The sequence below is a fragment of the Nocardia arseniciresistens genome, from assembly GCF_046764875.1.
GTDB classification, from domain to species: Bacteria; Actinomycetota; Actinomycetes; order Mycobacteriales; family Mycobacteriaceae; genus Nocardia; species Nocardia arseniciresistens.
Genome location: NZ_JBKORD010000007.1, coordinates 359,260 through 384,638, shown reverse-complemented (window position 1 = coordinate 384,638; position 25,379 = coordinate 359,260). Strand labels below are relative to the sequence as shown.

Annotated in this window: 24 protein-coding genes and 1 tRNA gene; 9 read left to right on the top strand and 16 right to left on the bottom strand. The window is 66.1% G+C overall.

Features of this window, described 5'->3' with window-relative positions:
• Nucleotides 1–71 precede the first annotated feature (71 nt).
• On the top strand, nt 72–986 hold the full coding sequence (pheA, locus tag ACLMAJ_RS15695) for a prephenate dehydratase (protein WP_412014388.1): 915 nt from the start codon (nt 72–74) through the stop codon (nt 984–986).
• Nucleotides 983–1,648 carry a histidine phosphatase family protein gene (locus tag ACLMAJ_RS15690; RefSeq protein WP_412014387.1) on the top strand — a complete coding sequence of 222 codons (666 nt, stop codon included), beginning with the start codon at nt 983–985 and terminating at the stop codon, nt 1,646–1,648. Before pheA ends, ACLMAJ_RS15690 begins: the two co-directional genes overlap by 4 nt.
• Before the next feature lie 13 nt (nt 1,649–1,661).
• On the opposite strand, the gene ACLMAJ_RS15685 is transcribed toward ACLMAJ_RS15690, so the two are convergent.
• The 5 genes from ACLMAJ_RS15685 to ACLMAJ_RS15665 all read right to left on the bottom strand — a co-directional run bounded on the left by ACLMAJ_RS15685 (nt 1,662) and on the right by ACLMAJ_RS15665 (nt 5,661).
• Nucleotides 1,662–2,492, bottom strand: a complete 831-nt coding sequence (locus tag ACLMAJ_RS15685) for an ESX secretion-associated protein EspG (RefSeq protein WP_412014386.1) — start codon at nt 2,490–2,492, stop codon at nt 1,662–1,664.
• Complete coding sequence (locus ACLMAJ_RS15680) at nt 2,489–3,640, bottom strand: PPE domain-containing protein (RefSeq protein WP_412014385.1); 1,152 nt, start codon at nt 3,638–3,640, stop codon at nt 2,489–2,491. The genes ACLMAJ_RS15685 and ACLMAJ_RS15680 overlap by 4 nt, the downstream gene beginning before the upstream one ends.
• A 45-nt stretch (nt 3,641–3,685) precedes the next feature.
• Complete coding sequence (locus ACLMAJ_RS15675; RefSeq protein ID WP_412014384.1) at nt 3,686–4,006, bottom strand: PE family protein; 321 nt, start codon at nt 4,004–4,006, stop codon at nt 3,686–3,688.
• Between the two features lie 156 nt (nt 4,007–4,162).
• A complete protein-coding gene (locus ACLMAJ_RS15670; RefSeq protein WP_412014383.1) occupies nt 4,163–4,513 on the bottom strand; it encodes a metallopeptidase family protein in 351 nt (116 codons plus the stop codon).
• Nucleotides 4,514–4,527: 14 nt separating this feature from the next.
• Nucleotides 4,528–5,661, bottom strand: a complete 1,134-nt coding sequence (locus tag ACLMAJ_RS15665; protein ID WP_412014382.1) for a septum formation family protein — start codon at nt 5,659–5,661, stop codon at nt 4,528–4,530.
• 220 nt (nt 5,662–5,881) lie between these two features.
• Here ACLMAJ_RS15665 and serS point away from each other — a divergent pair, with 220 nt between their 5' ends.
• The 4 genes from serS (at nt 5,882) to ACLMAJ_RS15645 (ending at nt 12,111) form a co-directional block, all read left to right on the top strand.
• Nucleotides 5,882–7,141, top strand: coding sequence for a serine--tRNA ligase (gene serS, locus ACLMAJ_RS15660; RefSeq protein WP_412014381.1), 1,260 nt, complete (start codon nt 5,882–5,884; stop codon nt 7,139–7,141).
• Between the two features lie 102 nt (nt 7,142–7,243).
• Nucleotides 7,244–9,106, top strand: a complete 1,863-nt coding sequence (locus ACLMAJ_RS15655; protein WP_412014380.1) for a putative bifunctional diguanylate cyclase/phosphodiesterase — start codon at nt 7,244–7,246, stop codon at nt 9,104–9,106.
• A 219-nt stretch (nt 9,107–9,325) separates the two neighbouring features.
• Nucleotides 9,326–10,729, top strand: coding sequence for an MFS transporter (locus tag ACLMAJ_RS15650; RefSeq protein WP_412014379.1), 1,404 nt, complete (start codon nt 9,326–9,328; stop codon nt 10,727–10,729).
• Between the two features lie 125 nt (nt 10,730–10,854).
• Complete coding sequence (locus ACLMAJ_RS15645) at nt 10,855–12,111, top strand: oxygenase MpaB family protein (protein ID WP_412014378.1); 1,257 nt, start codon at nt 10,855–10,857, stop codon at nt 12,109–12,111.
• A gap of 31 nt (nt 12,112–12,142) precedes the next feature.
• On the opposite strand, the gene ACLMAJ_RS15640 is transcribed toward ACLMAJ_RS15645, so the two are convergent.
• Complete coding sequence (locus ACLMAJ_RS15640; protein ID WP_412014377.1) at nt 12,143–13,684, bottom strand: Rieske 2Fe-2S domain-containing protein; 1,542 nt, start codon at nt 13,682–13,684, stop codon at nt 12,143–12,145.
• Between the two features lie 42 nt (nt 13,685–13,726).
• The gene (locus ACLMAJ_RS15635) at nt 13,727–14,692 is read right to left on the bottom strand and encodes a hypothetical protein (protein ID WP_412014376.1); all 966 of its coding nucleotides are present in this window, start codon (nt 14,690–14,692) and stop codon (nt 13,727–13,729) included.
• A gap of 152 nt (nt 14,693–14,844) precedes the next feature.
• On the opposite strand from ACLMAJ_RS15635, the gene ACLMAJ_RS15630 reads away from it, so the two are divergent.
• On the top strand, nt 14,845–15,594 hold the full coding sequence (locus ACLMAJ_RS15630; protein WP_412014375.1) for a lysophospholipid acyltransferase family protein: 750 nt from the start codon (nt 14,845–14,847) through the stop codon (nt 15,592–15,594).
• A 93-nt stretch (nt 15,595–15,687) separates the two neighbouring features.
• On the opposite strand, the gene ACLMAJ_RS15625 is transcribed toward ACLMAJ_RS15630, so the two are convergent.
• Nucleotides 15,688–16,494 (bottom strand): AraC family transcriptional regulator, encoded by an 807-nt coding sequence (locus ACLMAJ_RS15625; protein ID WP_412014451.1) that lies wholly within the window; start codon nt 16,492–16,494, stop codon nt 15,688–15,690.
• Between the two features lie 44 nt (nt 16,495–16,538).
• Between ACLMAJ_RS15625 and ACLMAJ_RS15620 the strand changes: the two genes are divergently transcribed.
• Both ACLMAJ_RS15620 and ACLMAJ_RS15615 read left to right on the top strand, forming a co-directional pair.
• Nucleotides 16,539–17,462, top strand: coding sequence for an SDR family NAD(P)-dependent oxidoreductase (locus ACLMAJ_RS15620; protein WP_412014374.1), 924 nt, complete (start codon nt 16,539–16,541; stop codon nt 17,460–17,462).
• Between the two features lie 100 nt (nt 17,463–17,562).
• Nucleotides 17,563–17,634, top strand: a tRNA-Gly gene (locus tag ACLMAJ_RS15615).
• Between the two features lie 116 nt (nt 17,635–17,750).
• On the opposite strand, the gene ACLMAJ_RS15610 is transcribed toward ACLMAJ_RS15615, so the two are convergent.
• The 8 genes from ACLMAJ_RS15610 to ACLMAJ_RS15575 all read right to left on the bottom strand — a co-directional run bounded on the left by ACLMAJ_RS15610 (nt 17,751) and on the right by ACLMAJ_RS15575 (nt 25,017).
• Nucleotides 17,751–19,004: an FAD-dependent monooxygenase gene (locus tag ACLMAJ_RS15610; RefSeq protein WP_412014373.1), complete on the bottom strand. Its 1,254-nt coding sequence runs from the start codon at nt 19,002–19,004 to the stop codon at nt 17,751–17,753.
• A gap of 106 nt (nt 19,005–19,110) precedes the next feature.
• Nucleotides 19,111–19,512 carry a hypothetical protein gene (locus tag ACLMAJ_RS15605; RefSeq protein ID WP_412014372.1) on the bottom strand — a complete coding sequence of 134 codons (402 nt, stop codon included), beginning with the start codon at nt 19,510–19,512 and terminating at the stop codon, nt 19,111–19,113.
• 303 nt (nt 19,513–19,815) lie between these two features.
• Nucleotides 19,816–21,051, bottom strand: coding sequence for a cytochrome P450 family protein (locus ACLMAJ_RS15600; RefSeq protein WP_412014371.1), 1,236 nt, complete (start codon nt 21,049–21,051; stop codon nt 19,816–19,818).
• The gene (locus ACLMAJ_RS15595; protein ID WP_412014370.1) at nt 21,048–22,322 is read right to left on the bottom strand and encodes a cytochrome P450; all 1,275 of its coding nucleotides are present in this window, start codon (nt 22,320–22,322) and stop codon (nt 21,048–21,050) included. Before ACLMAJ_RS15595 ends, ACLMAJ_RS15600 begins: the two co-directional genes overlap by 4 nt.
• A complete protein-coding gene (locus ACLMAJ_RS15590; protein ID WP_412014369.1) occupies nt 22,319–22,966 on the bottom strand; it encodes a GTP-binding protein in 648 nt (215 codons plus the stop codon). The genes ACLMAJ_RS15595 and ACLMAJ_RS15590 overlap by 4 nt, the downstream gene beginning before the upstream one ends.
• Nucleotides 22,947–23,318, bottom strand: a complete 372-nt coding sequence (locus tag ACLMAJ_RS15585) for a DUF742 domain-containing protein (protein ID WP_412014368.1) — start codon at nt 23,316–23,318, stop codon at nt 22,947–22,949. Before ACLMAJ_RS15585 ends, ACLMAJ_RS15590 begins: the two co-directional genes overlap by 20 nt.
• Nucleotides 23,315–23,731: a roadblock/LC7 domain-containing protein gene (locus ACLMAJ_RS15580; RefSeq protein ID WP_412014367.1), complete on the bottom strand. Its 417-nt coding sequence runs from the start codon at nt 23,729–23,731 to the stop codon at nt 23,315–23,317. Before ACLMAJ_RS15580 ends, ACLMAJ_RS15585 begins: the two co-directional genes overlap by 4 nt.
• Complete coding sequence (locus tag ACLMAJ_RS15575) at nt 23,728–25,017, bottom strand: ATP-binding protein (RefSeq protein ID WP_412014366.1); 1,290 nt, start codon at nt 25,015–25,017, stop codon at nt 23,728–23,730. Before ACLMAJ_RS15575 ends, ACLMAJ_RS15580 begins: the two co-directional genes overlap by 4 nt.
• Between the last annotated feature and the right edge of the window lie 362 nt (nt 25,018–25,379).

Here is a 25,379-nt window from a genome sequence, read left to right as displayed (position 1 = left end):
CCAGGTGAACATAACTTCCCAGTCCGCCAAATTTTTCCGGCACACCGGCAACCGCAAGTACTGTCGTAATCGTGCCGCGAATCGCGTACTTCGGACCGTCGGGAACCTTCACCGAGATGGCCCTTGCCAAGCTCGAATCCTCGGAGGCCCTCGACTGGCCGGTCGAGCGGGTTCCCGCGCCGAGCCAAGGGGCCGCGCTGGACCTCATTCGGTCCGGCGACGTCGCCGGTGCGGTCGTGCCGATCGAGAGCTCGGTCGAAGGTTCCATCTCGGCAACCCTGGATTCGCTGGCGATCGGCCCGCGCCTGCAGATCATCGCCGAAACCGAACTGGAGGTCACCTTCACGATTCTCGCCGCATCGGGCACCCGCCTCGCCGATATTCAGACGCTCGCGGCTTATCCGGTGGCCGCGGCGCAGGTGCGTATTTGGATAGCGCGCAACCTGCCGAACGCCCAGGTGTACACCTCGGCGTCGAATGCCGCCGCCGCCGAGGATGTGGTCGCGGGTCATGCCGACGCCGCGGTCTCGACCGCGCTGGCCGGTGCGCGGCTCGGGCTGGCGGCGGTGGCTTCAGGGGTGGCCGACCATGAGCAGGCGATCACCCGATTCGTCCTGGTGACCCGGCCGAGGGTCGCGCCGCCCGCGACCGGCGCCGACCGCACGTCGATCGTGCTGGAGCTGCCCAACGAACCCGGCTCGCTGATGCGCGCGTTCGCCGAATTCGCCACTCGCGGTATCGATCTGACCAGAATCGAATCCCGACCGACCCGAACGGGCCTAGGTACCTACCGCTTCTATCTGGACTGCGTCGGACACATCGACGACGCGGCGGTGGCCGAGGCGCTCAAGGCGTTGCATCGCACCGCGCGGATCAGGTTCCTCGGCTCGTGGGCGGCGACCTCGGCGATAGGGACCCCACCGCCGTCGGACGAGGCGGCCGCCGAATGGCTGGCCCAGCTACGAAAGGGGGTGGCGGATCTATGAGCGGAAAGCTGATTCTGGTCCGGCACGGCGAGACCGAAGGCAATGTCGCCAAGATCCTCGACACCAAGCTGCCGGGGCTCCCGCTCACCGAACGTGGTGCGGCGCAGGCGAAGACGTTCGGCTCCAGTTTGCTCGCGCCACCGCGCGCGCTGTTCTGTTCGGAAGCCCTGCGCGCCAGACAGACCGCCGGCTACATCGAGGCCGTGACCGGTGTGCCCGCCGTGGTGCTCGAAGGTGTGCACGAGGTGCAGGTCGGCGACTTGGAGGGCCTCGGAACTCAGGAGGCGCACGAGACCTTCCAGCGGGTATACCGGGCCTGGCACGAAGGTGATCTTTCGGAGCGGGTGTCGGGCGGTGAGTCCGGGTACGAAGTACTCGCTCGCTTTCTGCCGGTGATCGAGACGCTCCGTACCACCTACCTGGTCTCGGACCCTTCCGACGGCGACGTGCTGCTGGTCATCCATGGCGCTGCCATGCGGCTGGTATCGCGCACCCTCAGCGGGGTCGCGCCGCCGTTCACCACCAACAATCACCTCGACAACACCGAGACCATCGAATTGGTGCCGCGGGCCGTCGGTGGCTGGGAGTGCATCCGCTGGGGGCGCTTCACGCCCCCATTCGCCTACCAGGTCTCACCGACCGCCGATGATCCGATGGGTTGATCGCGCCGGGGTATCAGGTCAGGGCCGGGTTGCGCGGGAAGTCCTCGCGTTCCGGCAACTCGCTGATCAAGTTCTGCAACGCGGTGCGTAACCGGCCCGTGGTGCCGCTGCTCAGCGACGTCCACTTGGTGCCGTCATCGGAAACGCTTGCGGTGGAGATGAATCGGCCGCCCCTGGTGTTGAACACGGCGATGTGGTTCTCGGCGTAGTCCTTGGTGCCGTCGCCGTAGATCACGCCGACAATCTCGGCATGCGAATGGATCTCCACCATCGCCGAGGCGATCGCCTGCGCGTCGTTGGCGGGATTACCCACCTTGGCGAGCCTGGCGGCAGTCGCCTTGGCGTCGCCCGTGTCGTCGAAAACCGGTGCGAGCTGTTCGGTCTCGGCTCGCATACCGGTCAGCTCGAGTGGCTCGGCAGGCCCGAGTGCCGAGATGATCGGGCCGGGCAGGTCGTCCTCGACCTGGTCGATGACATATGACAGCGGCCCGCGAAGGGCGACGGCGACGAAGTCGTCACCCTTCGCAAGGCACATGCGACTCGCGTTGCCTTCCACGAACAGGCGCAGCGCGACCACCCAGTGGGGTCGGTACAGCGTTCGTAGCCGGTCTTCGAGTTCTTGGTGTACCGCATCACCGATCAGGAGCTCCCGATCGGTGAGGGATTGAGCGGCCACGGCCATCGCGGCATCGTGGTCGGTCACGTTGTCGTAGCTTCCCATCGCTTGGAGCACAACGGGAAGTTCGTCGATCTCCAGTTTCTCTTGGAGAAACTGCATCTCGTCGAGCGACAGCACAACCGCCGCGAGCATCGACGGGCCGTGGCCCGCTCCGAGCACCGTCACTTACCCGTCCCGGCGGTGTTCGAGCCGATGACGCCATCGGCGGTGAAGCGGCCGTCGTTGAACTGATCGGTGCGCAGGTACTCGGCGGACTTGTGGTCGGCTTCCTCCTCGTCATCGCGCACTTGATTGCCCATCAACGGGCTGCTAGGCGACGCTGGCGGACGAACCGGCGCGGCGTCCATGCGCGCCATGTTCATCGGTTCGGACGCCGCGAGGGTGGCAGGTGAGGCTCCGACGACCGCGCCAGCGCCCGCACCCCAGCCTTCGGGGACCTTGAACGATTCGTTGCGATTCGGGGTGGAAGTCGCGGACCTGGTTGCCGCGGCGGCGGATATCGCAGCGCCGCCGCCCATCATGGACATCGGCGCGGCCATGCCGCCCATCGCGGGCGTTCCGGCGCTGGTGACGGCCGAGATCGCATTGGCGCCGATGCTGCCGACCGTGCTGACACCCGAGGTTGCCACCCCGCCGATAGCGTTCGCCGCCTGCGTCGCGGCGCCCGCGATGCCGGGGTTGTTCACGAACCCGGCTGCCGCTGCGATCGCGGAGGAAACCGGGTCACCAGCTCCGAATGCCGATTCCCCCGCACCCGCCGCGGTGCCCGCGCCGTTGGCGATCGCGGGCGGCGGCACGAACTCGCCGGGGGTGGCCACCGTCGCGGTGGTTGCCGCCTCGTAGGTCTCCATGGTCAGTGCCGCACGGATGTCCATCGCTATCTTGGCCGCCTCGAGCGCCTCACCGTCACCGCGCAGCACGCCACCGGTGGTGTGTGACGCGGCACGGGCCGTGTTGAGCGCCACGATCTCCGGCAGGCTGGGCATGACCAACGAAGCGACGGTGTACGCGGTCGCGTTCGCGACGGCCTTCGCGCCGAGTGTCGCCGCCATGACACTCTGCTGTTCGGCCCATCCGGTGAAGCCCGCGAGCCTGCTGAGCGCCGCGATGCCGTTGACGCCCTGCATGCCGATGCCCAACTCGGCCATTACTCGAACGGCGGTCGTGGTCGCGTCGATCCATGCAGCGGTCAGCCCGCCCCACGCGGTGGCCGCGGCCGAGATCGGGATGCCGTGCGCACCGGCGTTGAGCGCGACGGAGTTCACTTCTGCCATGCGGGGCAGCCAGAACACCCCGGTCATTCCTGCGGTCATGCTTGTTTCTCCCCTTTGTCCGTTGAGTCGGTGCTGTCCGCGTGCCTAGGTCCCGATGGTCATCTCGGTGGCCTTGATGACGCTCGACCGCAAGATGTCCTCGCCGACGTGCGTGGCCAGCTGCATGCGCAGGGTGGCGGCGGCGTGGTGCAACTCGAGGATGGCCTGGGCGACGGCCTGGTCGTGGCTCAACGCGCCCCGGTTGAAGTGATTGGCAGCAAGCAGCGACACCTCGTCCATCCCGGATGGGAGGACATGGGTCGCCGGGGCGCTGACAAGGTGCGCTGCGGCGAGGCGGTCGGCGACCAGATCCAGCTCTAGCGCTGCGGCCAGGACGGCTTCGGGTGAGATGTCTACACCAAACATGACTCGACTCCTTCTAGTGGCGGCTACTGGGCGGAACCACGAGAATTCCCCCTACGAGTGATAGGACGCGACAGCCACGCAATCGGTTCCATCGAATCCCCAATTTTCTATCTGTCGCAACAGCTGCGCTCCAGTCCCACACAGCTGCGTAAAAGACTAGCCCCATCCCAACTGATGCAACCGGTCTTCGTCAATCCCGAAATAGTGTGCAATCTCATGGATCACGGTGATCGCCACTTCCTCGACGACTCGGCTCTCATCGTCGCAGATCTCGAGGATCGCGTCGCGGTAGATCGTCACGGTGTCGGGAAGTGCTCCGCCGTAATGGCTGTCGCGTTCGGTGAGCGCGATCCCGTGATAGAGGCCGAGCAGTCGCGGGTCTTCCGAATTGCGAGGCTCGATAAGAATGACCACATTATCGATTGCTCGAGCCAGCTCCTGCGGAATGAGGTCGAGCGCATCACCGACCAGTTCCTCGAACCGGTTCTCGGACATGGTTACCGACATCGTCGCGGGAGGTCCTAGCGCGGCTGCGGCAGCGGCGCCGCGCCGGGCAGCGGCGTCGGCGTCGAGCGACCCGAGTTCGGCGGCGGTACCGGCGCCTGGCCGTTGATCAGGATTTCGCCCCTCGCCGAGCCGGTGATCGGGGCGAAACCCTCACGGTCGGTGCCTTTGCCGATCATGCAGTCCAGCTTGCGGCTGCCCGCCAGCCAGCTGCGGGCATCGAGATAGTCGAAGAACAGCGTCAGCGTCTTGTTGCGGACCTGGTCGGGCGAACCGAGATAGTCGCCGGCGGAGCGAGAGCATTCCTCCTCGACGAACTTGTCCTGTTCCTCCTTGGCAGGCGGGGCGCCGGGGAACCGCGCGGCGAGGTCGATGGTGGACACGATCTCGACGGCGTGTGCCTGTCCGCAGTCCACCGGATCGGTCGGCAGGTTCTGGTTGATGCCGAGGCAGGTCCCCGTCTCGAACACCTTCGACTGATCGTGCTCGGCGGCGTTGCCCGCCGACGGCAGCGGCGTGCCGGTGCTTCCCGAGTATTGCAACCCGCAGCGCAGCGTCCGGTCACCGTGCTTCCACCCGTCCGGGCTCGGGTACATCAGCCCGACGACGTAGCGTCCGCGCGGATCGAAGCGCCCGCTCAGGTACTGCTGCACCGCGGGGACGCAGTGCTCTTCCTTGAGCTCGGTCAGCCGCAGCGAATCAGGGAACCGCGAGCCAGCGCCGAATTCCTTGCCCGGATATTTGCTCATGTCGATATCGGCGGCGACCTCGAACAGATGCTTGTTCGAGCAGGCGACCTTCACCAGGTCACCGCGGTCCTGCCTGGTCCAGCTGAGGCAATCGCCCTCGGCCGCGGTGCCGAACTCTTTGTCGAGCACGGTTTCGCCCGGCTTTCCCGGAGTGTGTGCCTCCAGCCCCTTCTCGTTGTCGAACCCGGTCACGAACAGCGTGACCATGGCCGCGATGACGGCGCCCGCCGCGACGGCGAGCAGCCCCCAGCGCATGGTCGGCGCGGATAGGTGCAGGTCGGCACCCGTCAGCGTCTCGCGAGCGGCATCGAGCGACCGTGGGAACGAGCCGAGGCGCGACGACTTGTCACCCGAGGGGCGCTCGGGCGCCTGCGGGGGCTGAGGCACATCATCGGAGGACATTGCGATCCATCATGGCAGCGTCTGATCGTCGGTGCTACGACCTGGTCGGTGGGCCACGGTAGGCGCGTGATCATCGGCGGCGGAAGGCGGATAGGAAGATCGCGCCGATGCCCCGAAAACGCTGAGCGGCAACCGGTCGCAGAGCGCGAGACGCCCGCAGGCCCGCATCGTGGGATATCGGGGTGAATCAGCAATACCCGGCCCATTACGCTGGTCACCCATGATCGACCTCCGATTCCTGCGGGACAACCCCGACGCGGTCCGTGCCTCGCAACGCGCCCGTGGCGAAGACCCCGCCCTCGTCGACGCCCTGCTCGAAGCGGACACCGCGCGCCGTGCGGCGGTGGCCACCGCCGATAACCTGCGTGCCGAACACAAGGCCATGGGCAAGCTGGTCGGCAAGACGAGCCCGGAGGAACGTGCCGAGCTGCTGGCGCGGGCGCAGGAAATGTCGGTGAAGGTCAAAGAGGCCGAGGTCGCGCAGCACGCCGCCGACGCTGATCTCGACGCCGCGCAACGCGCCATCTCGAACGTGGTGCAGGACGGCGCGCCCGCGGGCGGCGAGGCCGACTACATCGTCCTGGAGAACATCGGCACGCCAACGAAATTCGATTTCGAGCCGAAGGACCACCTGGAACTCGGCGAGTCGCTCGGGCTGATCGACATGGAGCGCGGCGCGAAGGTCTCGGGCGCGCGCTTCTACTTCCTCACCGGATACGGCGCGATGCTCCAGCTCGGTCTGCTGCAATTGGCCGCGCAACGTGCGATGGCCAACGGTTTCAGCATGATGATTCCGCCGGTGCTCGTCCGGCCGGAGATCATGGCGGGCACGGGTTTCCTCGGTCAACATTCGGCTGAGGTCTACCATCTCGCCGATGATGATCTGTACCTGGTCGGTACCTCGGAGGTGCCGCTCGCGGGCTACCACTCGGGCGAGATCCTCGATCTGAGCGACGGCCCGAAGCGGTACGCGGGCTGGTCGTCGTGCTTCCGTCGTGAGGCGGGCAGCTACGGCAAGGACACCCGCGGCATCATCCGGGTACACCAGTTCGACAAGGTCGAGATGTTCGTCTACACGACCCCGGACCAGGCCGATGCCGAGCATCGGCGACTGCTGGCGTGGGAGCAGGACATGCTCGCCGCTGTCGAGGTGCCTTACCGGATCATCGATGTCGCGGCGGGCGACCTCGGCAGCTCGGCGGCGCGCAAATTCGATTGCGAGGCATGGGTGCCCACCCAGCAGGCTTACCGTGAGCTCACCTCGACCTCGAACTGCACCACCTTCCAAGCCCGCAGGCTGTCGGTGCGCTATCGAGACGAAAACGGAAAGCCGCAGATCGCAGCCACTTTGAACGGCACACTGGCGACTACTCGCTGGATCGTGGCGATTCTGGAGAACAACCAGCAGGCAGACGGCTCCGTTCGGGTGCCTGCCGCGCTGGTTCCGTTCGTCGGAACCGACGTGTTGCGACCGTCCTGATCGCCCGGTTCATATTGCGGTCAGGTAAATAGCCACCGGTTCGCCATGCCGGATTCACGGGATGTGGCAACCACTGCGAATCCTTGCCTCTAGGCTATTGCCGTGCGAGGAATCGGGGCGCGCGGCGATACCCGAACCCGGGTGCGGGCGGCATCGGCGCTGGCGACAGCTATGGTCATGGCTCGGACCACCGGGGCGTTCTACGTCATGGGTGGTGTGCTTGGCCTGGTTATTACTGCCATCGCGCCGGGCGACGAGGGTAATCGACCGCTGGTCGGTACGGCTGCGGCGATTGCGCTGACGCTGGGACTCACGCTGCTCGCGTGGGGCCCGCGACTGCCGCATTCCATTCACCACGGGTATGTCGCCATCGCGACAGTCCTGGTGACGATCGCGGTGCATTCGTTCCCGAACACGGTCGGCGCGATCAGCCTCGCCTCGTTCTATGTCTTCGTCGCGTGCGATGCGGCACTGTTCTTCGCCTGGTCACAGGCATTGGCACATATCGCTTTCGCGATGGCGTTGTGTCTGTGGGTTTTGCCCGCCCGGCCCGTCGTTCCCGGCCTGCCGTGGTGGTCCGGGTTGATCCCGGCCGGTGTCACCTTCGGTGTCGGTGTCGTTGTCGGCGTCCTGACCCGAATGGCCTCGGAAGCCGACGTCGATGTGCTGACCGGTCTGCTCAACCGGCGTGGCTTCGATCGTGCGCTGAACGCCGCCATCGAGCAGGCGACCCGCAGCGGGCAGGGTCTCGCGCTTGTCCTCGTCGACCTCGACCGCTTCCAGAAGATCAACGACCACCTCGGCCATCGTGCGGGCGACGCGGTGTTGCAGCGTGTCGCGGACACCTGGTCGAAGCTGCTCGCACCCGATCAGCGGCTGGCCCGTTACGGTGGCGACGCCTTCGCGTTGCTGCTACCGAATACCACTGAACAGGCGGCGATCCTGCTGACCGAGCAGCTGCGCGCCGCGGTGACCACCGGATGTTCCGCCGGTGTCACCTCATGGCAGCCGGGGGAGTCGGGTTCGCTATTGGTCAGTCGCGCCGATGTCGGTCTGTACCGGGCCAAGCAGGCCGGTCGCAACCGGACGGTGCTCGAGTCTTCGCGGCAGCTGCCGCTGGCCGTCGAGTTGCGCGAGGCGATCGACCGTGGCGCGCTGGACGTGCATTACCAGCCGATCGTCAGCCTGACCGAGGGCGGCGGTAAGGCGGTCGGTGTGGAGGCGCTGCTGCGCTGGACCTCGAGCGCGCAGCCGGATGTCACCACCGAGGGCCTGATCCGGGTGGCCGAAGAATACGACCTCATCTCCGATCTCGACGAGCTGGTGTTGCGCAGGGCCTGTGCGGACGCGGCCCGACTACAGGAGACCTTCGCCTCCCTCGATCTGACATTGAACGTGAACGTCAGCGGCCTCGAGCTCGCCGAGACCGGCTACGCCGACCGGGTGGCAGGCATCCTCGCCAGCACCGGCTGGCCCGCCCATCAGCTGGTACTCGAGGTCACCGAGAGCGAACTGGCCGCCGAATCCCAAACGGCTATCGGCAATCTGCACACGCTGCGTGAGCGTGGCGTCCGCATCGCCATCGACGACTTCGGCACCGGCTACTCCTCGCTGAGCAGGCTGGCGACCCTGCCGAGCGACATAATCAAGGTGGACCAGTCCTTCGTCGCCGCGATCCGCTCGGATTCCCCCGCCCCGCCGCTGCTCGGCGTGATCGCGGCCCTCAGCAGCGCGCTCGACCTACAGGTGATCGCCGAAGGCGTGGAAACCGAATACCAGGCCGCGGTCCTCACCGAACTCGGATTCGCCCTCGCCCAGGGCTACCACTACAGCGATTCGCACCCGGTCGCCGACCTCATCAGTGACCTCAACGAACACCACGGCAGGGTCGGCCCCGGCGTCTCGGACCGCGAACTCGGCGGCGGTGACCGCCACACCGCCAACGGCTGGCTGCCACTCGGATAGTGCCGTCCCGTCGGAGCGGCGCGGGCGATCCACCCGAAGTACGGCATCGGTGATGCCGAGCCGCTTCGGCTGTTAATCGCTTGACGGGGGCGCAGTGTGGGGACAAGGCTCGGCTGTATGCGCTTGCTGTTGTACGTCTGTTGAGTTGGTAGGTCGCTACGTGCCCGGTTTACGGGGCGCGTCGACGATCGCGGTCTGCACGCGCTCACGGTCCGGGTCGTGCTCTTCAAGGGCATCGGTGACCTCATCCCGTTGTATGCGTTGTATGCCCTGCTGTTCGCCGATCACGGGCTGAGCACCGGGCAGATCTCGTCGCTGTTCGCGATCTGGTCGACCACCGCTTTCCTGCTGGAGGTGCCCTCCGGCGCCTGGGCGGACACGGTTTCGCGGCGGGCCTTGCTGGTGCTCAGCGGCGTGCTGCTCACCGCGGGATTCGCGGCATGGACCGTTATCCCGGCCTACCCCGGTTTCGCGGCGGGCTTCGTCCTGTGGGGTGTCTCCGGCGCGTTGCAGTCCGGAACTTTCGAGGCGTTGCTCTACGACGAGCTCGCCGCACAAGGCGAGCGCGCTGCTTACCCGCGGATCGTCGGCTACGCGCGAGCGGCCTCGGAAGCCGCGGTCGTGATCGCCATCGTCGCCGCGACGCCCCTGTACATCTGGGGCGGTTACGCCCTGCTCGGCTGGGCCAGCGTCGCGGTCGCCGCGATCCACACCTTGATCGCCCTGGCACTGCCCAGCGCGCCGAAGGTGGTGTCGGCAGCGGACGTCGACGACCCGGAAGACGATGCAACCGAGGACGATCCGCCCACCTCGTCGCGTCGATACAGCCGCGCGCCCGGCGTCGATATCCCGACGGCGTCGAAGGAGGCGTGTGCGACGGACATCACCGACCTGGAACGAGATGTCGCCGAGCGTGATTCGGCTCAATCGACGACTGCCGCGGTGTTGGGCGAACATGCCTCGTCGCAAGCGCCGCCTGGACCGTTCGCCGAGTATCTGACCATGCTGCGCGCCGGTGTCGCAGAGGCGATTCGGGTGCGGGCCGTGCGCAACGGCGTGCTGCTCGGGGCGCTGCTGTTCGGGATTACGGCGTTCGACGAGTACTTCGCCCTGCTCGCCGAGTCGGTCGGTGTCTCGACTGCCGTGGTGCCGTTGCTGGTCGGAGTCACGGTGCTGGGTTCGTTGATCGGTTCGCTGTCGGCCGGGCGCACCGAGGGGATGGCGGGGCGGACGATGGCGATCGCGGTAGGGGTCGGCGGTTTGCTGTTCGTCGGCGGCGCACTTGTCGCGGGTCTGGCCGTCCGCTGGCCGAGCGCCGTGTATGTCCTTGCCTGCGTTGGCTTCACCGCGATCGGTGTTTCCTACGGGATCGTCTACAACGCCAGTGTGGTGGCGGGAGCGCGGCTACAGGATGTCATCGCGGGCCCGGCCCGCGCGACCGTCACCTCGGTATCCGGCCTCGCCTCGGAGGTGGTCGCCCTCGCGGTCTTCGCCTTCGCCGCCACCGCGACCCACTACCTCTCGATGCCGACGACTGTCGCTCTACTGGGTGCCACCATCCTCCCGATCGCCCTCCTGACCCCCTCCTGGCTACCCCGCCACCATCCTGACCGACCGTCTTAACCGGTCCGGGGCCATCTGGCATGAATCCTTGCCAGATTCTCGATTCTGTGAGACGTTCTTGTCAGAAGGTGCTCGGCTTCCGATGCGAGCGCTGACGCGAAACTCGATCCGATGGGTGAAGTGCAATGACGCATGACAACCAGTTGCTACCCACTCCGCCGCTGTTCACCGAGTTCCCCTTCCGGCAGGCGGTACCGGTGCTCGCGCCGGGCGATCTGCGCTGCACCGCGGCGCAGCGTGATTCGTTCCGCCGATTCGCGCAGGCCGGCGACCCGCTCGCCGACGACGTGGTGGCGATGATCCAGCGCCTGCCGGTCGGCGAGGGCCGCAGGATGTTCGAGATCGCCGTCGAGAACGGCATCGACGCGGTGCCGGACGCACCGAAAGAGCTGCGGGCACTCTTCGATCAGGTCGAGGCGGACCCGTATTGGCTCAACCGCACCAAGATCGACCGCGGCGCCCGCGTCGTCGGCCGCACCAGCGTATGGGGCGGCATCGCAATGGGCATGTTCGCTCTGATGGGCGGCTATCTCGCCTCGCGCGCGGACAAGACGCTCGTCGGCACCGGCGACCTGAACGCGATGGCGCCGCGCAGACTCGCCGAAACCACCCAGTGGTGGCTGGATGTCACCACTCCCGCTGGCCTGCAACGCAATCAGGTCGGCTACAAGAGCGTGCTGCGGGTCCGCCTGATGCACGCGCTCGTGCGTGCGGGCATGAATCGACGCCCCGACTGGGACTACGCCGCATGGGATCAGCCGGTGAACCAAGTGCTCACCGTGGGCACCCTCGGCCTGTTCTCGATGGCGAATCTGGTTGGCGCACAGGCACTCGGGCTGCGATTCTCCGCCAAGGAGAAGGACGCGGTCTTCCATCTGTGGCGCTACGTAGGCTTCCTGCTCGGCATCGACGCCGAAATCTTGCCGACCTGCGAAACCGACACCTGGCGCGCCTTCTGGATCCTCGCAGACACCGAATTCATCCCCGATGAGGACTCCCGCAGCCTCGCCCAGGCCCTCGTCACCGCCGCGGGCGGCCTGTTCATCGGCGACGACACCGCCCCCAAGCGCCTGGTTCGCAAGGCGGTCACCAGCTACATGGTCGCCTACAGCCGAATCATCCTCGGCCCGACCAACTCCAACTTCCTCGGCCTGCCGGACAACAAACTCTCCCAGTCCGCGGTCATGGCCACCGCCGTCGTCAACGGAGCACTGGAGGTCCCCCGCCAACTCCTCCCCGGAGCCACCCGATTCCAAGAAAAACTAGGCGCCCGAATCCGTACCCGCCTCGTCCGCGGCTCCGTCACCCGAAACGGCGGCGACCGCAGCTACGCCCGCCACGACGCCTACGCCACCACCCGCACCACGCTGCGCGCGGGCTGATCGCACCCGCAACGCCGGCCGAACCCTACGTTCAGCTCAACTTGCGTGAACGAAGTTCGTGACCCTTGGACGTCTTGCAGCGACCCGATTCCAGATCCCACTGCCACCCGTGCAAATTACAGGTAAGCGTATTGCCCTCGATGACACCGAATTTCGACAGATCCGCCTTGAGATGCGGGCAGCGGCGCTGCACTTCCCAGCCGTCGAGTTCGGTGGAGGCGGAATCATCGTGCGCCTCGGAGAACCAGCCGTCGGCATAGGCAATGCGTTCGTCGGTAAGGCATTTGAAGAACGTGTAGAGGAATTCGTTGTAACCGCCGATGCGCCACGCCTGGAAACGGGTGGACAGGAAGATGGTGTTCACCCAGTCCGGCTCGCTGTCACGCAACACCGTGCGCACCAACTCGGGAGGGATACGAAAACCGTAGCGGTACCTGCCTTCTCCCTCGATCGGAGCGCGCACGACGCGCTTGGGGAAGTCCAGAACCACCGTCTCGTCACCGATCACGAGGCCGAGGGGGTAGCCGATACCGTCGCAGATCAGGTCGCTCTGCGCCATGATCGGCTCGAAGAGGGCCCGCAATGGCCGCAACAGCGGCTCACCCGTCGCGGGCGCCCAGCCCGCCTTCTCCGCTGCCAGCGTCGGTGCGAGGCGCTGCGCCATCAGCTCGATATATTCGGCCTTGTTGTCATAGATCAGCCCCGGTTCGAACGGATGGGTCAACTCCAGTTCGGAACCGCGCACATCGGCGACCGAGCCCGGGATCATCAGCACCCCGCCCGCGTTTCCGTGGATGCGCATCTGCTCCAGGAACACCATCTGGTCCGGGAAGATATTTCCCTCGTCGCCGCGGTCGTCATTGAGATAGCGCAACTCGTCGTCGAGGAACACCGGCGGCCCCGCCGACGGCACCACCCAGGTGGCGCCGACCTGCTCGATGTAGCTGCGGCACCGATCCATCCCGCGCTGGCGCTTCTGCTTGCCGAAGTTCGACTTGGTGCGGCTCGGGATGTCGTAGACCATCGGGTACCAGATGGCGCCCGAGTACTGCAACAGATGAATATCGATCCGGCCGAACGAGTTGTGCAGCACATCCATGTCGACGGGGCGGGCGTCGTTCATGTTGAAACAGGTCGTCGCACCGTCGGAGACGACAAGCCCGGAGTCACCGATCGGCCCGTCGGCGGGCGCGCGCATCGCGATGATCATGATGTCCATGTCGCCGCCGGGACCGGTGATCGTGTGCTTCACCGAGTCCTCGGTCTCGACGAACTTGGTGAAGCCGAGCTGTTCCAGTTCGCGCTTCAGATCCGGCACCGGGTAGTCCGGCAGCAGCACGATCGCTTCCTTGTTGACGTGCTCGGCCAGGTGCTCCGCGTCGAAGTGGTCGCGATGCAGGTGCGAGACGTACAGGAAATCGCAATTGCCCAGCTCATCCCAGTCCAGCTGGGTGTTGTCGGGGAACGGGAACCACGACCCGAAGTAGGCGGGGTTGACCCAGGGATCGCAAAGGATCGACCCTGCTGTGGTGCGAATATGGAATCCGGCGTGTCCGACGCTGGTGATCTGCACGAGCTGCTCCTCCTAGCCGTTACCAGCCATTCAGGGTAATGGCTAGGGCGAAACGTCGCCGATGCAGTAGCCCTCGGCGCCTTCGTGACCATCGGTCAGTGTGAAGGTTCGCGTCCGGGTGACGCCGGCGGAGTTGGTGACGGGCACCTGCACCGCGATGTAATCCGCCCGCATTCGCTCCGATTGGATCTCCTGGTCGGCGAACTTCGCGGCGCCGGTCAGCTTGCCAGGGTTGCTCGCCAGCGGTGCGGCGACCGGACTGCCGGTGCCGGTCGGGTCCCAGGTCGGCGGGTTCGGCTTGCAGACGAGCGGGTGGGTGACCTCCTTGTCGGAGGGGTCGAGCGGGGCCCCGACGGACCGGGCCAGATACCGGCGAACGGTGTGCCTCGCGTCGGCATCGTTGAGGCCGGTTTCGCCGCCTGCCACAACCACTCGCGGGCAGGCATAGCCGCTATCGACGTCGGCGCGGTCGATGGTGACCGTGGTGGCCCTTGTCTTCCAGGTGACCGTGTTCTCGGTCGCGACGCCGGGCTGGGCGAGTGCGGTGAGGATGGCCTGCTTGTCCTCGTACATGTCGGCCACGTTCCCCGGAGCCATGGTCCAGCACTCGGCTTGCAGCTCGGTGATCGGTTCGTTTTGCAGGTCGGCTGCCCAGCGCTGCACGGCGGGTGCGGCGGCCTGGAGGCCCGGCACCGCTGCGACCTGCGGGGCGTTCGCGGGAATCGGCGGCAGCGCCGAGGTGCTCGGCGTGCTGGGACCAGCGGCGGGCGCCGTCGTGGCCAGCACCGTTGCGCGGTTGGGTTCGTCGTTGGGAATGCCGACGGCCGAGTCGCAACCCGCGAGCACGAAGGCTCCGGCGAGTGCGCCGACCACGGTCCGGGTGATGCGCGACGGCGTCCGACGGTTGCTGCTTGTCAGTGACCGGTCGCAATCGAGTTGGGCTGTCCGGTCGCGATTACGCGGGTCTTTCCGGTCGCGTTCGCGCGTTGTCGGTCGGGCGCGTTCCACTTCGAAGGTCCTCTTTCGTAGGTCTTGCTGCCGGTTCGGCGCGGGTGCTGTGCCGGTTCGGTACGGGTGCTGTGTCGGATAGACAGGGTGCTGTGCGGATAGACACGGGTGCCCTGCTGGATAGGAAAGTCTGCGACTACGCTAGCGGAATTGTGGAACCCGTCTACCGGACGATCGTCGGCCTCGCCCGTACCGTCTTCTTCGTCGAAGGTCTCGAATTCACCGTCAAGGGTGAGGAGAATATCCCTGCCCGGGGTGGCGCTGTGATCGCGGTCAACCACACCGGCTACATGGACTTCACCTACGCCGGGCTTCCGGTGCGTACGCCGAAGCGCTACATCCGGTTCATGGCCAAAAAAGAGGTGTTCGACAACCGCGTCTCCGGGCCGATCATGCGGGCGCTCAAGCACATTCCCGTGGATCGATCGGCGGGCGCCGACTCCTACCTTGCCGCGGTCGAGTACCTGCGCAAGGGCGAGCTGGTCGGGGTGTATCCCGAGGCGACCATCAGCCGCAGCTTCGAGATCAAGGACTTCAAGTCCGGAGCCGCGCGCATGGCGATCGAGTCGGATGTCCCGATCATCCCGATCGTCATCTGGGGTGCCCAGCGAGTATGGACCAAGGGCTTCCCGAAACGCCTCGGCCGCACCAACACTCCGATCTTCATCGCCGTCGGTGCCCCGATCCAGCCCTACGAGCCCGCCGCGGACCTCACCGCTCAACTCCGCTCCGTCATGCAGGAAATGCTGCTGGACCTCCAGCGCGACTATCCACACGAGCAGGGTGCCTACTGGGTTCCCGCCCGCCTCGGCGGCAGCGCGCCCACCCTTGAAGAAGCCGACGCGATGGAAGCCGCCGAAGCCGAGGAAAAGGCTGCGCGCCGGGCGGACAAGGATTCTTAGTAGGGGGAGCGATTCCCAGGCCGCACCGCCCACCGTCGCGGAGGCCATCCTCGAAGACCAGCGACAGTAGCCCTGAACGCAAGCCGCAGTGAGTCAGGGGCGGCTTGGGAGTTGGCACGCGGTGGGGGCGGGGAGGTTACCGCGCAGGAAAGAGGTTGGGGGGACGCCCATCAGAGTGCGGAAGTCGGCGGTCATGTGGGATTGGTCGTAGTAGCCGGTGGTTGTCGCCAGTTGGGCCCATGGGGCGCTGCCGGCGTGGGCGAGGATGTGACGGACTCGGCCGATGCGGGCGTAATGCTTGGGGGAGATACCGACTCCTGCGGTGAACAGGTTGCGGAGCTGGCGTTCGCTCACGGCCAGGTCGGCGGCTAGTTCGTGGATGGGGGTGCGTGCGGCGGAGATGGCGGCTACGGCGGTTCGGAGCAGGGTCCGGTGCGCGCGCTGCGTGCGGTCCTCGGAGATACGTTGCGGGAGGACATCTTCCAAGAAGGGCAGTACCTCGTCGGGTGTGAGGCGTGCGAGTTCATCCGCCAGGTCGGCCGCGACGCCGGGAAAGTCGGCGAGCCGGAAAACTCGGTCTGCGAGGTCGGTGGCCGGCACACCGAGCAGCTGACGGGTTGCCCCCGGTTCGAGGCGAAGACGTAGGCACCCCGCGGGCTTGTCGGCCTGGTAGTAGGTCGCCCTGGTCTGCGGTCCGACAACCATCGCCTCGTGGTGGCCCGCCGCCTCGGCCCGCAGCACGATCGTCGTCGCGGTGTGCGGGATATGAGTGAACGGCGTCGAGACGTCGTCGACGGTCGGGATGTGCCCCATCTCGGTGATCCACGGCCGCAAGGATTCGGGCGCTGCGACCGTGGTCTCGATGAGGTCTTCGGTCAGCGTGTGCGCCGGATGCAGCATGGTGGTCACCCGATCCACTGTAAGCAGTTCGAGGTCGTACGGGTGTGCCGAAATTTCCTATAGAACGCGGGGTGTGCGGCGGCAGGCTGGCCATCATGATCCTCATTACCGGTGCTACCGGCACCATCGGCAGCGAAATCGTCCGTCAACTCGCGGCACGCGGCGAGCGGGTCCGCGCGGTGACGCGAGACCCGGAGCGGGCACAGCTGCCCGCCGAGATCGATGTGGTGCGTGGCGACTACACCGATACCGCATCGATGGCCGCGGCCATGTCCGGCGCGGACGCGGCCTTCATCGTCGGCGTGCTCGGCCCGGACGACGCCGAAACCGACCGAGCGTTGGTCGCGACCGCCAAGGCGGCAGGTGTCCGCCGAATCGTGAAACTCTCCGCGATCGGTACCGGCGAGCCCGAGCTCGGCCGCGTCGGCACCTGGCACCTCCCAGGGGAAACCGCTGCCCGCGAAAGTGGACTGGACTGGACGATCCTGCGCCCGAGCGCTTTTGCTTCTAACACCCTGAGCTGGTCGGATGCGATCCGGTCCGGCCGGCCCGTACCCAACCTGACCGGTTCGGGCACCCAGGGCGTCGTCGACCCACGCGATGTCGCGGCAGTGGCCGTCGAGGCCCTTGTCGCACCCGGCCACGCAGGCCGTATCTACACCCTCACCGGCCCCGAACTCCTCACCGGCCCAGACCAGGCCGCCGTGCTCGCCACTGTCCTCGCCCACCCCGTTGAATCGATCGACGTCCCCGAAGACACCGCTCGTGAACACATGCTCGCCGCGGGCATGTCCCTGGAATTCGCCGACGGCGCTCTCGCGGGTCAGGCCTTCGTTCGTGCGGGCGGCAACGCCGTCCTTACCGACGACGTTCGACAGGTCCTCGGCCGCACACCACGCGCATACGCCGAATGGGCAACCGACCACGCCGCCGCGTTCGGCGCGGCCGATAACGCGATGTCCCAGTAACGCCCCGACACCTCAGGATTTCACCGATCCGGGCCGCACCCACTACAATTCAGCGTCGCACAACATGCGCGGCCGGACACCCGGCCGACATGCGACGCACGCGGATGTAGCGCAGTGGTAGCGCATCACCTTGCCAAGGTGAGGGTCGCGGGTTCGAATCCCGTCATCCGCTCTCATAAAAAGCGCCGCGACGGATTCCTCTCCGTGGGTCTGAATGTCGCTGTGTCCGAACGACCGTTACCTCTGATCCGGCACAGTCCATGTGCCGGCGCCCGGCTTGTGCGGGGATCAGAACATCGACTGATCGGTCGGTATCGGTTCGGGTGCGTGTCGTGGCGTGGGCAGTGCCATCGCGAGTTCCCCCCGTCGGGCAGCCCGCCACCATCGCCGTCCGGAGTCGATGGCGCGGCGGATCTTGCGCACAGTGGGTACCTGTGTGAGCAGGTGTTGCTGATATCGCCACGGCATTTGTAGCCCGTGCCGTGCCGCCATTGCATAGGCGAATTGCACGGCGTTGCGGTCGAGATACCGGTCGGCGTGTTCGAACCAGATCATGCTGGTGCGGGCGGCGGCCTGTACTGGGCGCAGCGCAGCGCGCCGCTGCGCATCGTAGTTCTCCAGCGCGTCGGTGACCTCGGCATGCTCGTACAGGTTCTGGGCGAGTACGACGGCGTCGACGATTGCCAACCGGGTGCCCGAACCGATGGTGAAGTGTGTCGTGTGTGCTGCATCGCCGAGCAGTACCACGTTGTCGTGATACCAGGTCTTGTTGGTTACCTCGGGAAAGCGGCTCCACCTTGCGAACTCGTCTCGTGTCTTGCTGATCAACGAGTGACCGTCCAGAAGGCGCGTGAATATGTTCTCGAGAACACGCAAGTTCTCCAGGTTGTCCAGGGAATCGAATCCCAGTCCATGCCAAGTCTGCGGTTGGCACTCAACGATGCAGGTGCTGATTTTTTCGGCAACCGACGGGTAGGCATGGAACCAGATCCAACCGGCCGAGGTGTGTTCGAAGGCGAAGGTAAATCGGGTGAAGATCTTGTCCGTACCGAGCCAGATATATCGATTCTCGCCGAGTGTGACGGACGTGCCGAAAAGATGGTTACCCAGCTGCCGTACCTGGCTGTTCGCGCCGTCGGAGGCGACGATGAGATCGGTGTCGTCGAAGCCGGATAGATCGTGGATCTCTCGCCCGTGCTGGACATCGACGCCAAGGTCGCTCGCCCGTCGGGAAAGTACGTCGAGCAATGCCGCGCGCCCCATGCTGAACCCGTAGCCCCCGAAATGTGCGGTCTGGTCGTCGCGCACATGGATTGCCTGTTCACGCCATAGGACCGACCCGGCACGCACCGCGTGGGCGCTGTCGGGGTCATTCCGATACAGAATGTCGAGCAGGTCGTCCCAGTACACGACGCCCCAGCCATAGGTGGATCCGGCGGGATCGCGGTCGATCACCGTGATGTCATGGGCCGGGTCGCGCCGCTTCATCGAAATAGCGAAGTACAAACCGGCCGGCCCGCCACCGATACACACAATCTTCATCTGGTCACCAGCTCCAGCCCGGTTGGTCGAACCTGGCGTCACATGATCGGTACTCGATGCAGCCGAGCCCGGCACGCTTGTGCGTGTCCGGGCTCAGTCACCTGCGCTAGAAGCTGCCCCAGCCACCCCAGCCGGGATTCCAGCCCCAGCCGCCGCCGTTGCCCCAGCCGCCGCCGTTACCCCAGCCGCCGCCGTTACCCCAGCCGCCGTTGCCCCAGCCCCAGCCGCCGTTGCCCCAGCCCCAGCCGCCGTTCCCCCAGCCCCAGCCGCCGCCGTTACCCCAGCCGCCGTTGCCTCGGCCGCCGCCGTTACCCCAGCCGCCGTTGCCCCAGCCGCCGCCGTTACCCCAACCGGGGCTGTCGACGAGTTGGGTTGCAGACTTGGGCGTCGTTGCATGTGCGGTAGGCGCTTGCGCCGCTGCGACGACCGGAATCGCAGCAATTGCGGCAATACCAGCGGCGGCCGCCAACCGGGCGAATTTTGTGTGTGAATTCTTTCTCTCAGTCATGATGGGCTCCAGATGCTGTCCCGACCTGGTCGAATTGTACGCGGTTTCGCCGAACTCTAGAAGTCGCCGCGTTGACTCAACTACAATGCATGCCACATTCCCCACCATTCCCCAATCCGAGGGTCCGCGTACTCCGTGGCGGAGGGAGCTGGCGGCCAAGGTCGCAAAGGGTGCGACGAACGAGCGTTGACGGAGCGGACCCAAGGCCCTTGGAATCCAAGCAGTGGCATGCTCGGAACCGAAAAGATTGTCCTCGAGCGGTCTTCATCGTTGCAGCGCCTTCCTCCCATTGCTGGAAAGCGTTCAGCTGCCCAAATGTATTGGGAACGCGGCTAAATCGTTCTGTGTGAGAACGGGGAGGTTGTGGATGTCCTCGTCGGGTACCGCGAGGCGTAGGTCGGGGAAGCGTGCGAACAGCGCGGGTAGCGCGATGCTTGCTTCGAGTCGGGCGAGGGCCGCGCCTGGGCAAATGTGGGGGCCGTAGCCGAATGCCATGTGCCGGTGGGCTGTTGGGCGAGTGATGTCGAACTCGTCGGCGTCCGGACCGTGCAGGGTGGTGTCTCTGCCGATGGCGCGGTATGACATGACCACGCCCTCGCCCTTTTCGATGACGGTGTCGCCGACGGTGATGTCGTCGGTGGCGAACCGCATCAGTAGATGGGTTACGGGGCTGTCCCAGCGCAGGGTTTCCTCGACCGTGGTTTTCCACTCGTATTCACCACGGTGCAGGCCGGACAACTGGCCGGGCTCACGCAGGAGGGCGCGCACGGTGTTGAGGATCAAGCCGACGGTGGTTTCGTGCCCGGCCGCCACCAGCGCTTGCAGATTGCCGACGACCTCCGCTTCGGTCAATGGCCGGCCGTCGTCGTCGGCGAGGATGAGGGCGGTGGTCAGGTCGTCGGTCGGATCGGCGGTCTTCTTGCGCACCATCTCGGTGAAGTAGTCGGTCAGGTCGCTGATCACTCGCAACCGCTCATCCTGCGGGGTGAGGAGCGAGAAGAACGCTTTGTACCAGGTGAGCAGCATCGGGTGATCGGCGCGGTCCACGCCCATGAGCTCGCTGATGACGCGCATGGGCAGCGGGTAGGCGAACTCGGACTTCAGGTCGAGGACCGCGTTGTCTTGTCCGGCGTCGGCCAGGTCGTCGAGAAGTTCGGTGGTGAGGCGTTCGATCACCGGGCGCAGTGCGTCCAACCGGCGGGGTGTGAGTGCTTGGGTGGTTTTGATGCGTAGTCGTCGGTGTTCGGGGCCATCGACGGTGAACATGGATCGGCCGACGTCGATCATGCCGATCAGCGGCCATTGCCGGGTTACGACTCCGGTGGTCCACAGTGACCAGGCATTGATGTCTTTGATCAGTCGGGGATCGGTGACCAGTTGCCTGGCCAGTGCGTGTTCGGTGACCGTCCATGCCGGTACGCCGAGCAGTTCGATGCGGGCGAGCGGTCCCGCGGCGCGTAGTCGGGTGGTTTCCCCGGCGAGATCACCGACCATCGGGTCGATGGCGATAGGCCCGGCATGCGGACAACCTTGGCTCACTGATTACCTCCGACAGCGCGAACAGGTGTGAAACGGACAGGCAACGACACCATGCCGCGCATGAATACCGACGGGCGTCGGATCAGGCTCTCGACGGGCACCGCGAGGTCGATATCGGGCAGCCGGTCGAGCAGCACCTCGATACCGGTTCGCGCGATAATTTCGGCGATCTGTTGGGCGGGGAACGGGCAGCGGTACTCGCCGTAGCTGAACGCGAAGTGTGCGCTGTTGCCCGTATGCGCCGGTTCGGCACTCGCGCCGAGATGTTGGCGGACGTGTGGATCGGCGTTGGCGGCCGCGAGTCCGAGCAGGAGCATGTCACCGGCCCCGATGATTTTGTCGCCGAGCCTGGTGTCACGGGCCGCCCAGCGACCCGCGAGGATCTGTGTCGGTGTTTCTTCCCACAGCACCTCGTTCATCGCCTGGCCCACGCTGTGCCGACCGCCGCCGAGTGCGGCGGCGAACCGGTCGTCGGTGAGCATCAGTCGCACCGAGCTCGCGAGCCAGTCCGCGGTCGTCAGATGTCCTGCGGCGGTGATCGCCATCAGGTCCATCGCGTATTCCTCATCGGTGAACGGCATCGGGTGCGCGAGCATCCGCGATACCAGGTCGGTGCCGGGCCGCTCCTTCTTCACCGCGACCAGGTGCTGCATGTGCTCGAACAGGCGCCCGTAGGCCATCTGGGCATCGGCGCCGCCATCGGCCAACGCCTTCAACAGCCATGCCAGCTGCGGCCCGTCCTCCTCGGGGAAGCCGACGATTCTGGCGAGCGCGAGCACCGGCAGCGGCTCCGCGAAATCGGCGACCAGATCGCCGACGCCTCTGCCACAGAAGACGTCGATCAGCTGGTCGGCCAAATCTTCACACGTGCGGCGCAATTCGAAGGGATCGACCAATTCCAGCGCGGGCTCCACCATCGCGACGTGCCTGAGGTGCTCCGCGCCCGCGGTGAAGTAGATCGACGGCATTGGCCGCCCGACCATGGGGAGCAGTGGCCAATCCTCCGGGACGTTGGGCCACTGATTCCACCGGCCGACGTCGCGGGGGAACAACTCCGGATCGCTGGTGACCTGGTGCAGCTCGCGGTATCCGATGACGAGCCAGGCCGGAAAACCGCCGGGCAGCTCCACCGCGACCACCGGCCCGTGCTCGCGGCGCATCTCCCGATAGAGCTGGTTCGGGTCGATGTGGAAGCCAGGGCCGCTCAGCGGTACGGCGCCGGTCACCGGGCACTGCTGGGTGTTGCCCGACGTGGCACTTGGCGTTGTCATGATGCGGGCTCCGAGGCGGTGAGGAGAGTGGGCCGGGCCGGTGCGGGCGTTGTGTCGGTGTGGAGATGCTCGACCAGGGTGATCAGTACCTGCTTGCTGGATTCGCGTGACCTGGCGTCGCATTCGATGAGCGGTACCCGCGGATCGAGATCGAGGGCGTCGCGGACCGCGTCACCTCCATCCGCAGATTCGCCGAAGTTGTTGCACGCCACGATGAATGGCGTCCGCTGGTGCTCGAGCCTGTCGATGGCGTACCAAGAGTCGGCGATCCTGCGTTGATCGATGAGCACGATCGCACCGAGCGCGCCGGTGAACAGGCGGTCCCACAGAAACCGAAACCGTTCCTGGCCAGGGGCGCCGAAAAGGTAGAGCACGTTCTCGTCGTCGATGGTGATCCGCCCGAAATCGAAGGCGACCGTCGTCGTCGACTTTTCGGGCGCGCCACGCGGGTCGTCGATTCCCAAGCCCGCCTTAGTCATTGTCGCTTCGGTGTCGAGCGGGCGAATCTCGCTGACCGAGCGGACCATGGTGGTCTTGCCGACACCGAAGCCGCCGACTATGACGATTTTCAGTCCATGACGGGCGCTGTTGTTCAGCGGTGCGTCGGCCCGTGCGGGCCGAGAATCAAAGTTTGCGGAGTCCAACGAGCACCTTCTCGAGGGTGGTGGCGTCGGGCAGCGAATTCCACGGTGCGCCAAGAACTGTGGGGCCCGTCTGCGGATGACGCACGGTGATCTTGCCTGCGTGCAGCAGGTCCGAGAGCAGGACCGTTGCGATACCGATCGGTAGTCGTAGCTCCGCCGCGATCTCGACGACGGCGGTCGGCGCCCGGCACATATCGAGGATCGCCACGTGTTCGGACTGCATGCCCGGTGACGGATCGCACTCGCTGACCACGAGGGCGACCAGATCGAAGCTGTCGGAGTCCGGTGTGCTGCGTCCGCCGGTCAGTGTGTAGAGCCGATCCGGGTCGTCGTCGCGGCCGCTCCAACTCAAGACACGCTCCCTCCCCCGACGCGCGGCGCGGCGGCGAGGTAGTGCCCCAGTTGTTCCACGAGCTCCCGCATGTTGTGGCCGACCAGTCCCGCATCCGCGTCCTCGGCGGCGACGACGGCGATATGGGCGCCCATACCGGCCTCGACGACGAACAGGATGCCGCCGTAGAACTCGGTCATCGACTGGCGCACACCGCCACGGCCGTCACCGAATTCGACCGAGGCGCCATGGGAAAGGCTCTGGATACCCGCCGCGATCGCGGCGAGCTGATCGGCGCTATCGGTGCCGAGTTCCGGTGTGTGGCAGATCTTCAGGCCGTCGCCGGACAACAGCAAGGCATGTCGCGTTCGCGGAGTGCGGGATAGCAGTTGTTCCAACAGCCAGCCCAGCTGCGTCGGCAAAGACGTTGTCATTGTTCATTCTCCACAGCAACGGAAGGGGAAGGGGGTGTGGTGGTATCGGTCTCACGACCGGCCAACGCGCGCTGGAATGCGCCCATCGCGGAAGGCGTCGATGCGGGCGGGGTCGCCGCGGTCTGTGTACTCGGGGTGGACAGGCCTTCCGGGTGGACCGCGGCCAGGGTGCTGCCCCGTTGCCGCTTCGGCAGCGCCGAAGCCGCCGGAGCGGGCGTCGGCGCGGGTTCGACGGCGGTAGCGAGTTCGGCGGGTGCGGGCAGCGCGATCGCGGTGATCGGTTCCCGTGCGCGCTCGACGCGGGCGATGAGATCTCGTGGAACCACCATGACCACCGCCGTTCCGCCGATCGCGGAGGGCCGGTAGGACACGGTGAGTCCGTGTTTGCGCGCGAGATGACCCACTACGGCGAGTCCGAGCCGGGTCCCGGTCAGCGACGACAGGTCCAACCCTGCCCGGCCACCGCGTCCGTTCGGACCCGATACCGAGACGGCCTGCTGGGCGCGGCGCAGCGCCGATTCGCTCATGACAAGCCCGCTGTCCTCGATGGTCAGCACGACCCCGGCGGGGACCTCGGCGGCGTAGACGTGGACTTCGGTGGTCGGCGGCGAGAAATTACAGGCGTTGTCGAGCAGTTCCGCCAGGGTATGCATGACGCCTTCGGCCGCGTGGCCCGCGATGGCGATGTCGGTAATGGCGCGCAACCGCACGCGCTGATATCCGGCGATTCGGCCCATCGCGCCACGCAGGATCGATTCCATGGCAATCGGTTTGGCCCAGCGGCGACCGGTTCGCGCACCGCTGAGTACGGCGATACTGTCGGCGAGTCGGCCCGCCTGTGCGGTGCGGTGATCCAAGTGCAACAGGTCGGCGAGCACACGCGGGTCGCCGTGCCGGTGCTCCATCTCCCGCAGTTCCGCGAGCATGCTGGTGGTCATTGCTTGCATGCGGCCCGCGGCGCCCGCGAATGCGGACATCGCTGCGGCTCTGCGGTTCTCGCTGGCGATAGACGCCTGCTCATGGCTTGCCGCCAGCTCTTCGGCGGCCGTGATCGCGGCCGTGAACGTGGCGGAGGTGTCGGCGCTCGCGGTCGCGGCCGCGCGGCGGGCTCGCTCGGTTTCGCCGCGATAGTGCGCCGTTGCGGTGATGCTGGCGCACAGGATGATCGAGGCCAGGATCGTGCCCCCGGCGAGCGGGATACGGAATTGGGAGGGCGCGCTGATCACGGCAATTACCACCACGACCGCGGTAATGACAGCGGATGTGAGTAGCGCCGTATAGGGCATGTATGGACCCTGATGGGCGTGTTCCTGCGGTTCGCCATCCGGCGGATTCAATAACTCTGACAAGTTCCGCACTTCCGCACTCGCGTTCACCTACGGGAGACGGCGTGATTCCCCCGACCCACCTGCGTGCGGCGACCTACCCAAATGCGCAGACCGCCAAACAGTTCCGAATCTCGCGGCCGAGCATAGCTGCCCGGATCGGTGAACGAAAGATCAAATTCTCCATCCTGGGAAATCCGCAAGACGTAGCAACATGCCCGTAACCCATTGTGTTACTTGAAGTTTGAATCATATTCACCCAGATGATGATGGCAACCCCGCACGCGCCGGTGTTGCGGCAATCCGCCGGTCGCGGATATCGA

What these genes read in the sequence shown, in the direction of transcription:
- ACLMAJ_RS15645 (WP_412014378.1), top strand. Translation starts at nt 10,855, where the DNA reads ATGACGCATGACAACCAGTTGCTACCCACTCCGCCGCTGTTCACCGAG.
- ACLMAJ_RS15580 (WP_412014367.1), bottom strand. Translation starts at nt 23,731, where the DNA reads ATGACAACGTCTTTGCCGACGCAGCTGGGCTGGCTGTTGGAACAACTG.
- ACLMAJ_RS15575 (WP_412014366.1), bottom strand. Translation starts at nt 25,017, where the DNA reads ATGCCCTATACGGCGCTACTCACATCCGCTGTCATTACCGCGGTCGTG.
- ACLMAJ_RS15675 (WP_412014384.1), bottom strand. Translation starts at nt 4,006, where the DNA reads ATGTTTGGTGTAGACATCTCACCCGAAGCCGTCCTGGCCGCAGCGCTA.
- ACLMAJ_RS15625 (WP_412014451.1), bottom strand. Translation starts at nt 16,494, where the DNA reads ATGCTGCATCCGGCGCACACGCTGACCGAAGACCTCATCGAGACCACG.
- ACLMAJ_RS15610 (WP_412014373.1), bottom strand. Translation starts at nt 19,004, where the DNA reads ATGAAGATTGTGTGTATCGGTGGCGGGCCGGCCGGTTTGTACTTCGCT.
- ACLMAJ_RS15690 (WP_412014387.1), top strand. Translation starts at nt 983, where the DNA reads ATGAGCGGAAAGCTGATTCTGGTCCGGCACGGCGAGACCGAAGGCAAT.
- ACLMAJ_RS15680 (WP_412014385.1), bottom strand. Translation starts at nt 3,640, where the DNA reads ATGACCGCAGGAATGACCGGGGTGTTCTGGCTGCCCCGCATGGCAGAA.
- ACLMAJ_RS15595 (WP_412014370.1), bottom strand. Translation starts at nt 22,322, where the DNA reads ATGACAACGCCAAGTGCCACGTCGGGCAACACCCAGCAGTGCCCGGTG.
- ACLMAJ_RS15665 (WP_412014382.1), bottom strand. Translation starts at nt 5,661, where the DNA reads ATGTCCTCCGATGATGTGCCTCAGCCCCCGCAGGCGCCCGAGCGCCCC.
- ACLMAJ_RS15670 (WP_412014383.1), bottom strand. Translation starts at nt 4,513, where the DNA reads ATGTCGGTAACCATGTCCGAGAACCGGTTCGAGGAACTGGTCGGTGAT.
- ACLMAJ_RS15605 (WP_412014372.1), bottom strand. Translation starts at nt 19,512, where the DNA reads ATGACTGAGAGAAAGAATTCACACACAAAATTCGCCCGGTTGGCGGCC.
- serS (WP_412014381.1), top strand. Translation starts at nt 5,882, where the DNA reads ATGATCGACCTCCGATTCCTGCGGGACAACCCCGACGCGGTCCGTGCC.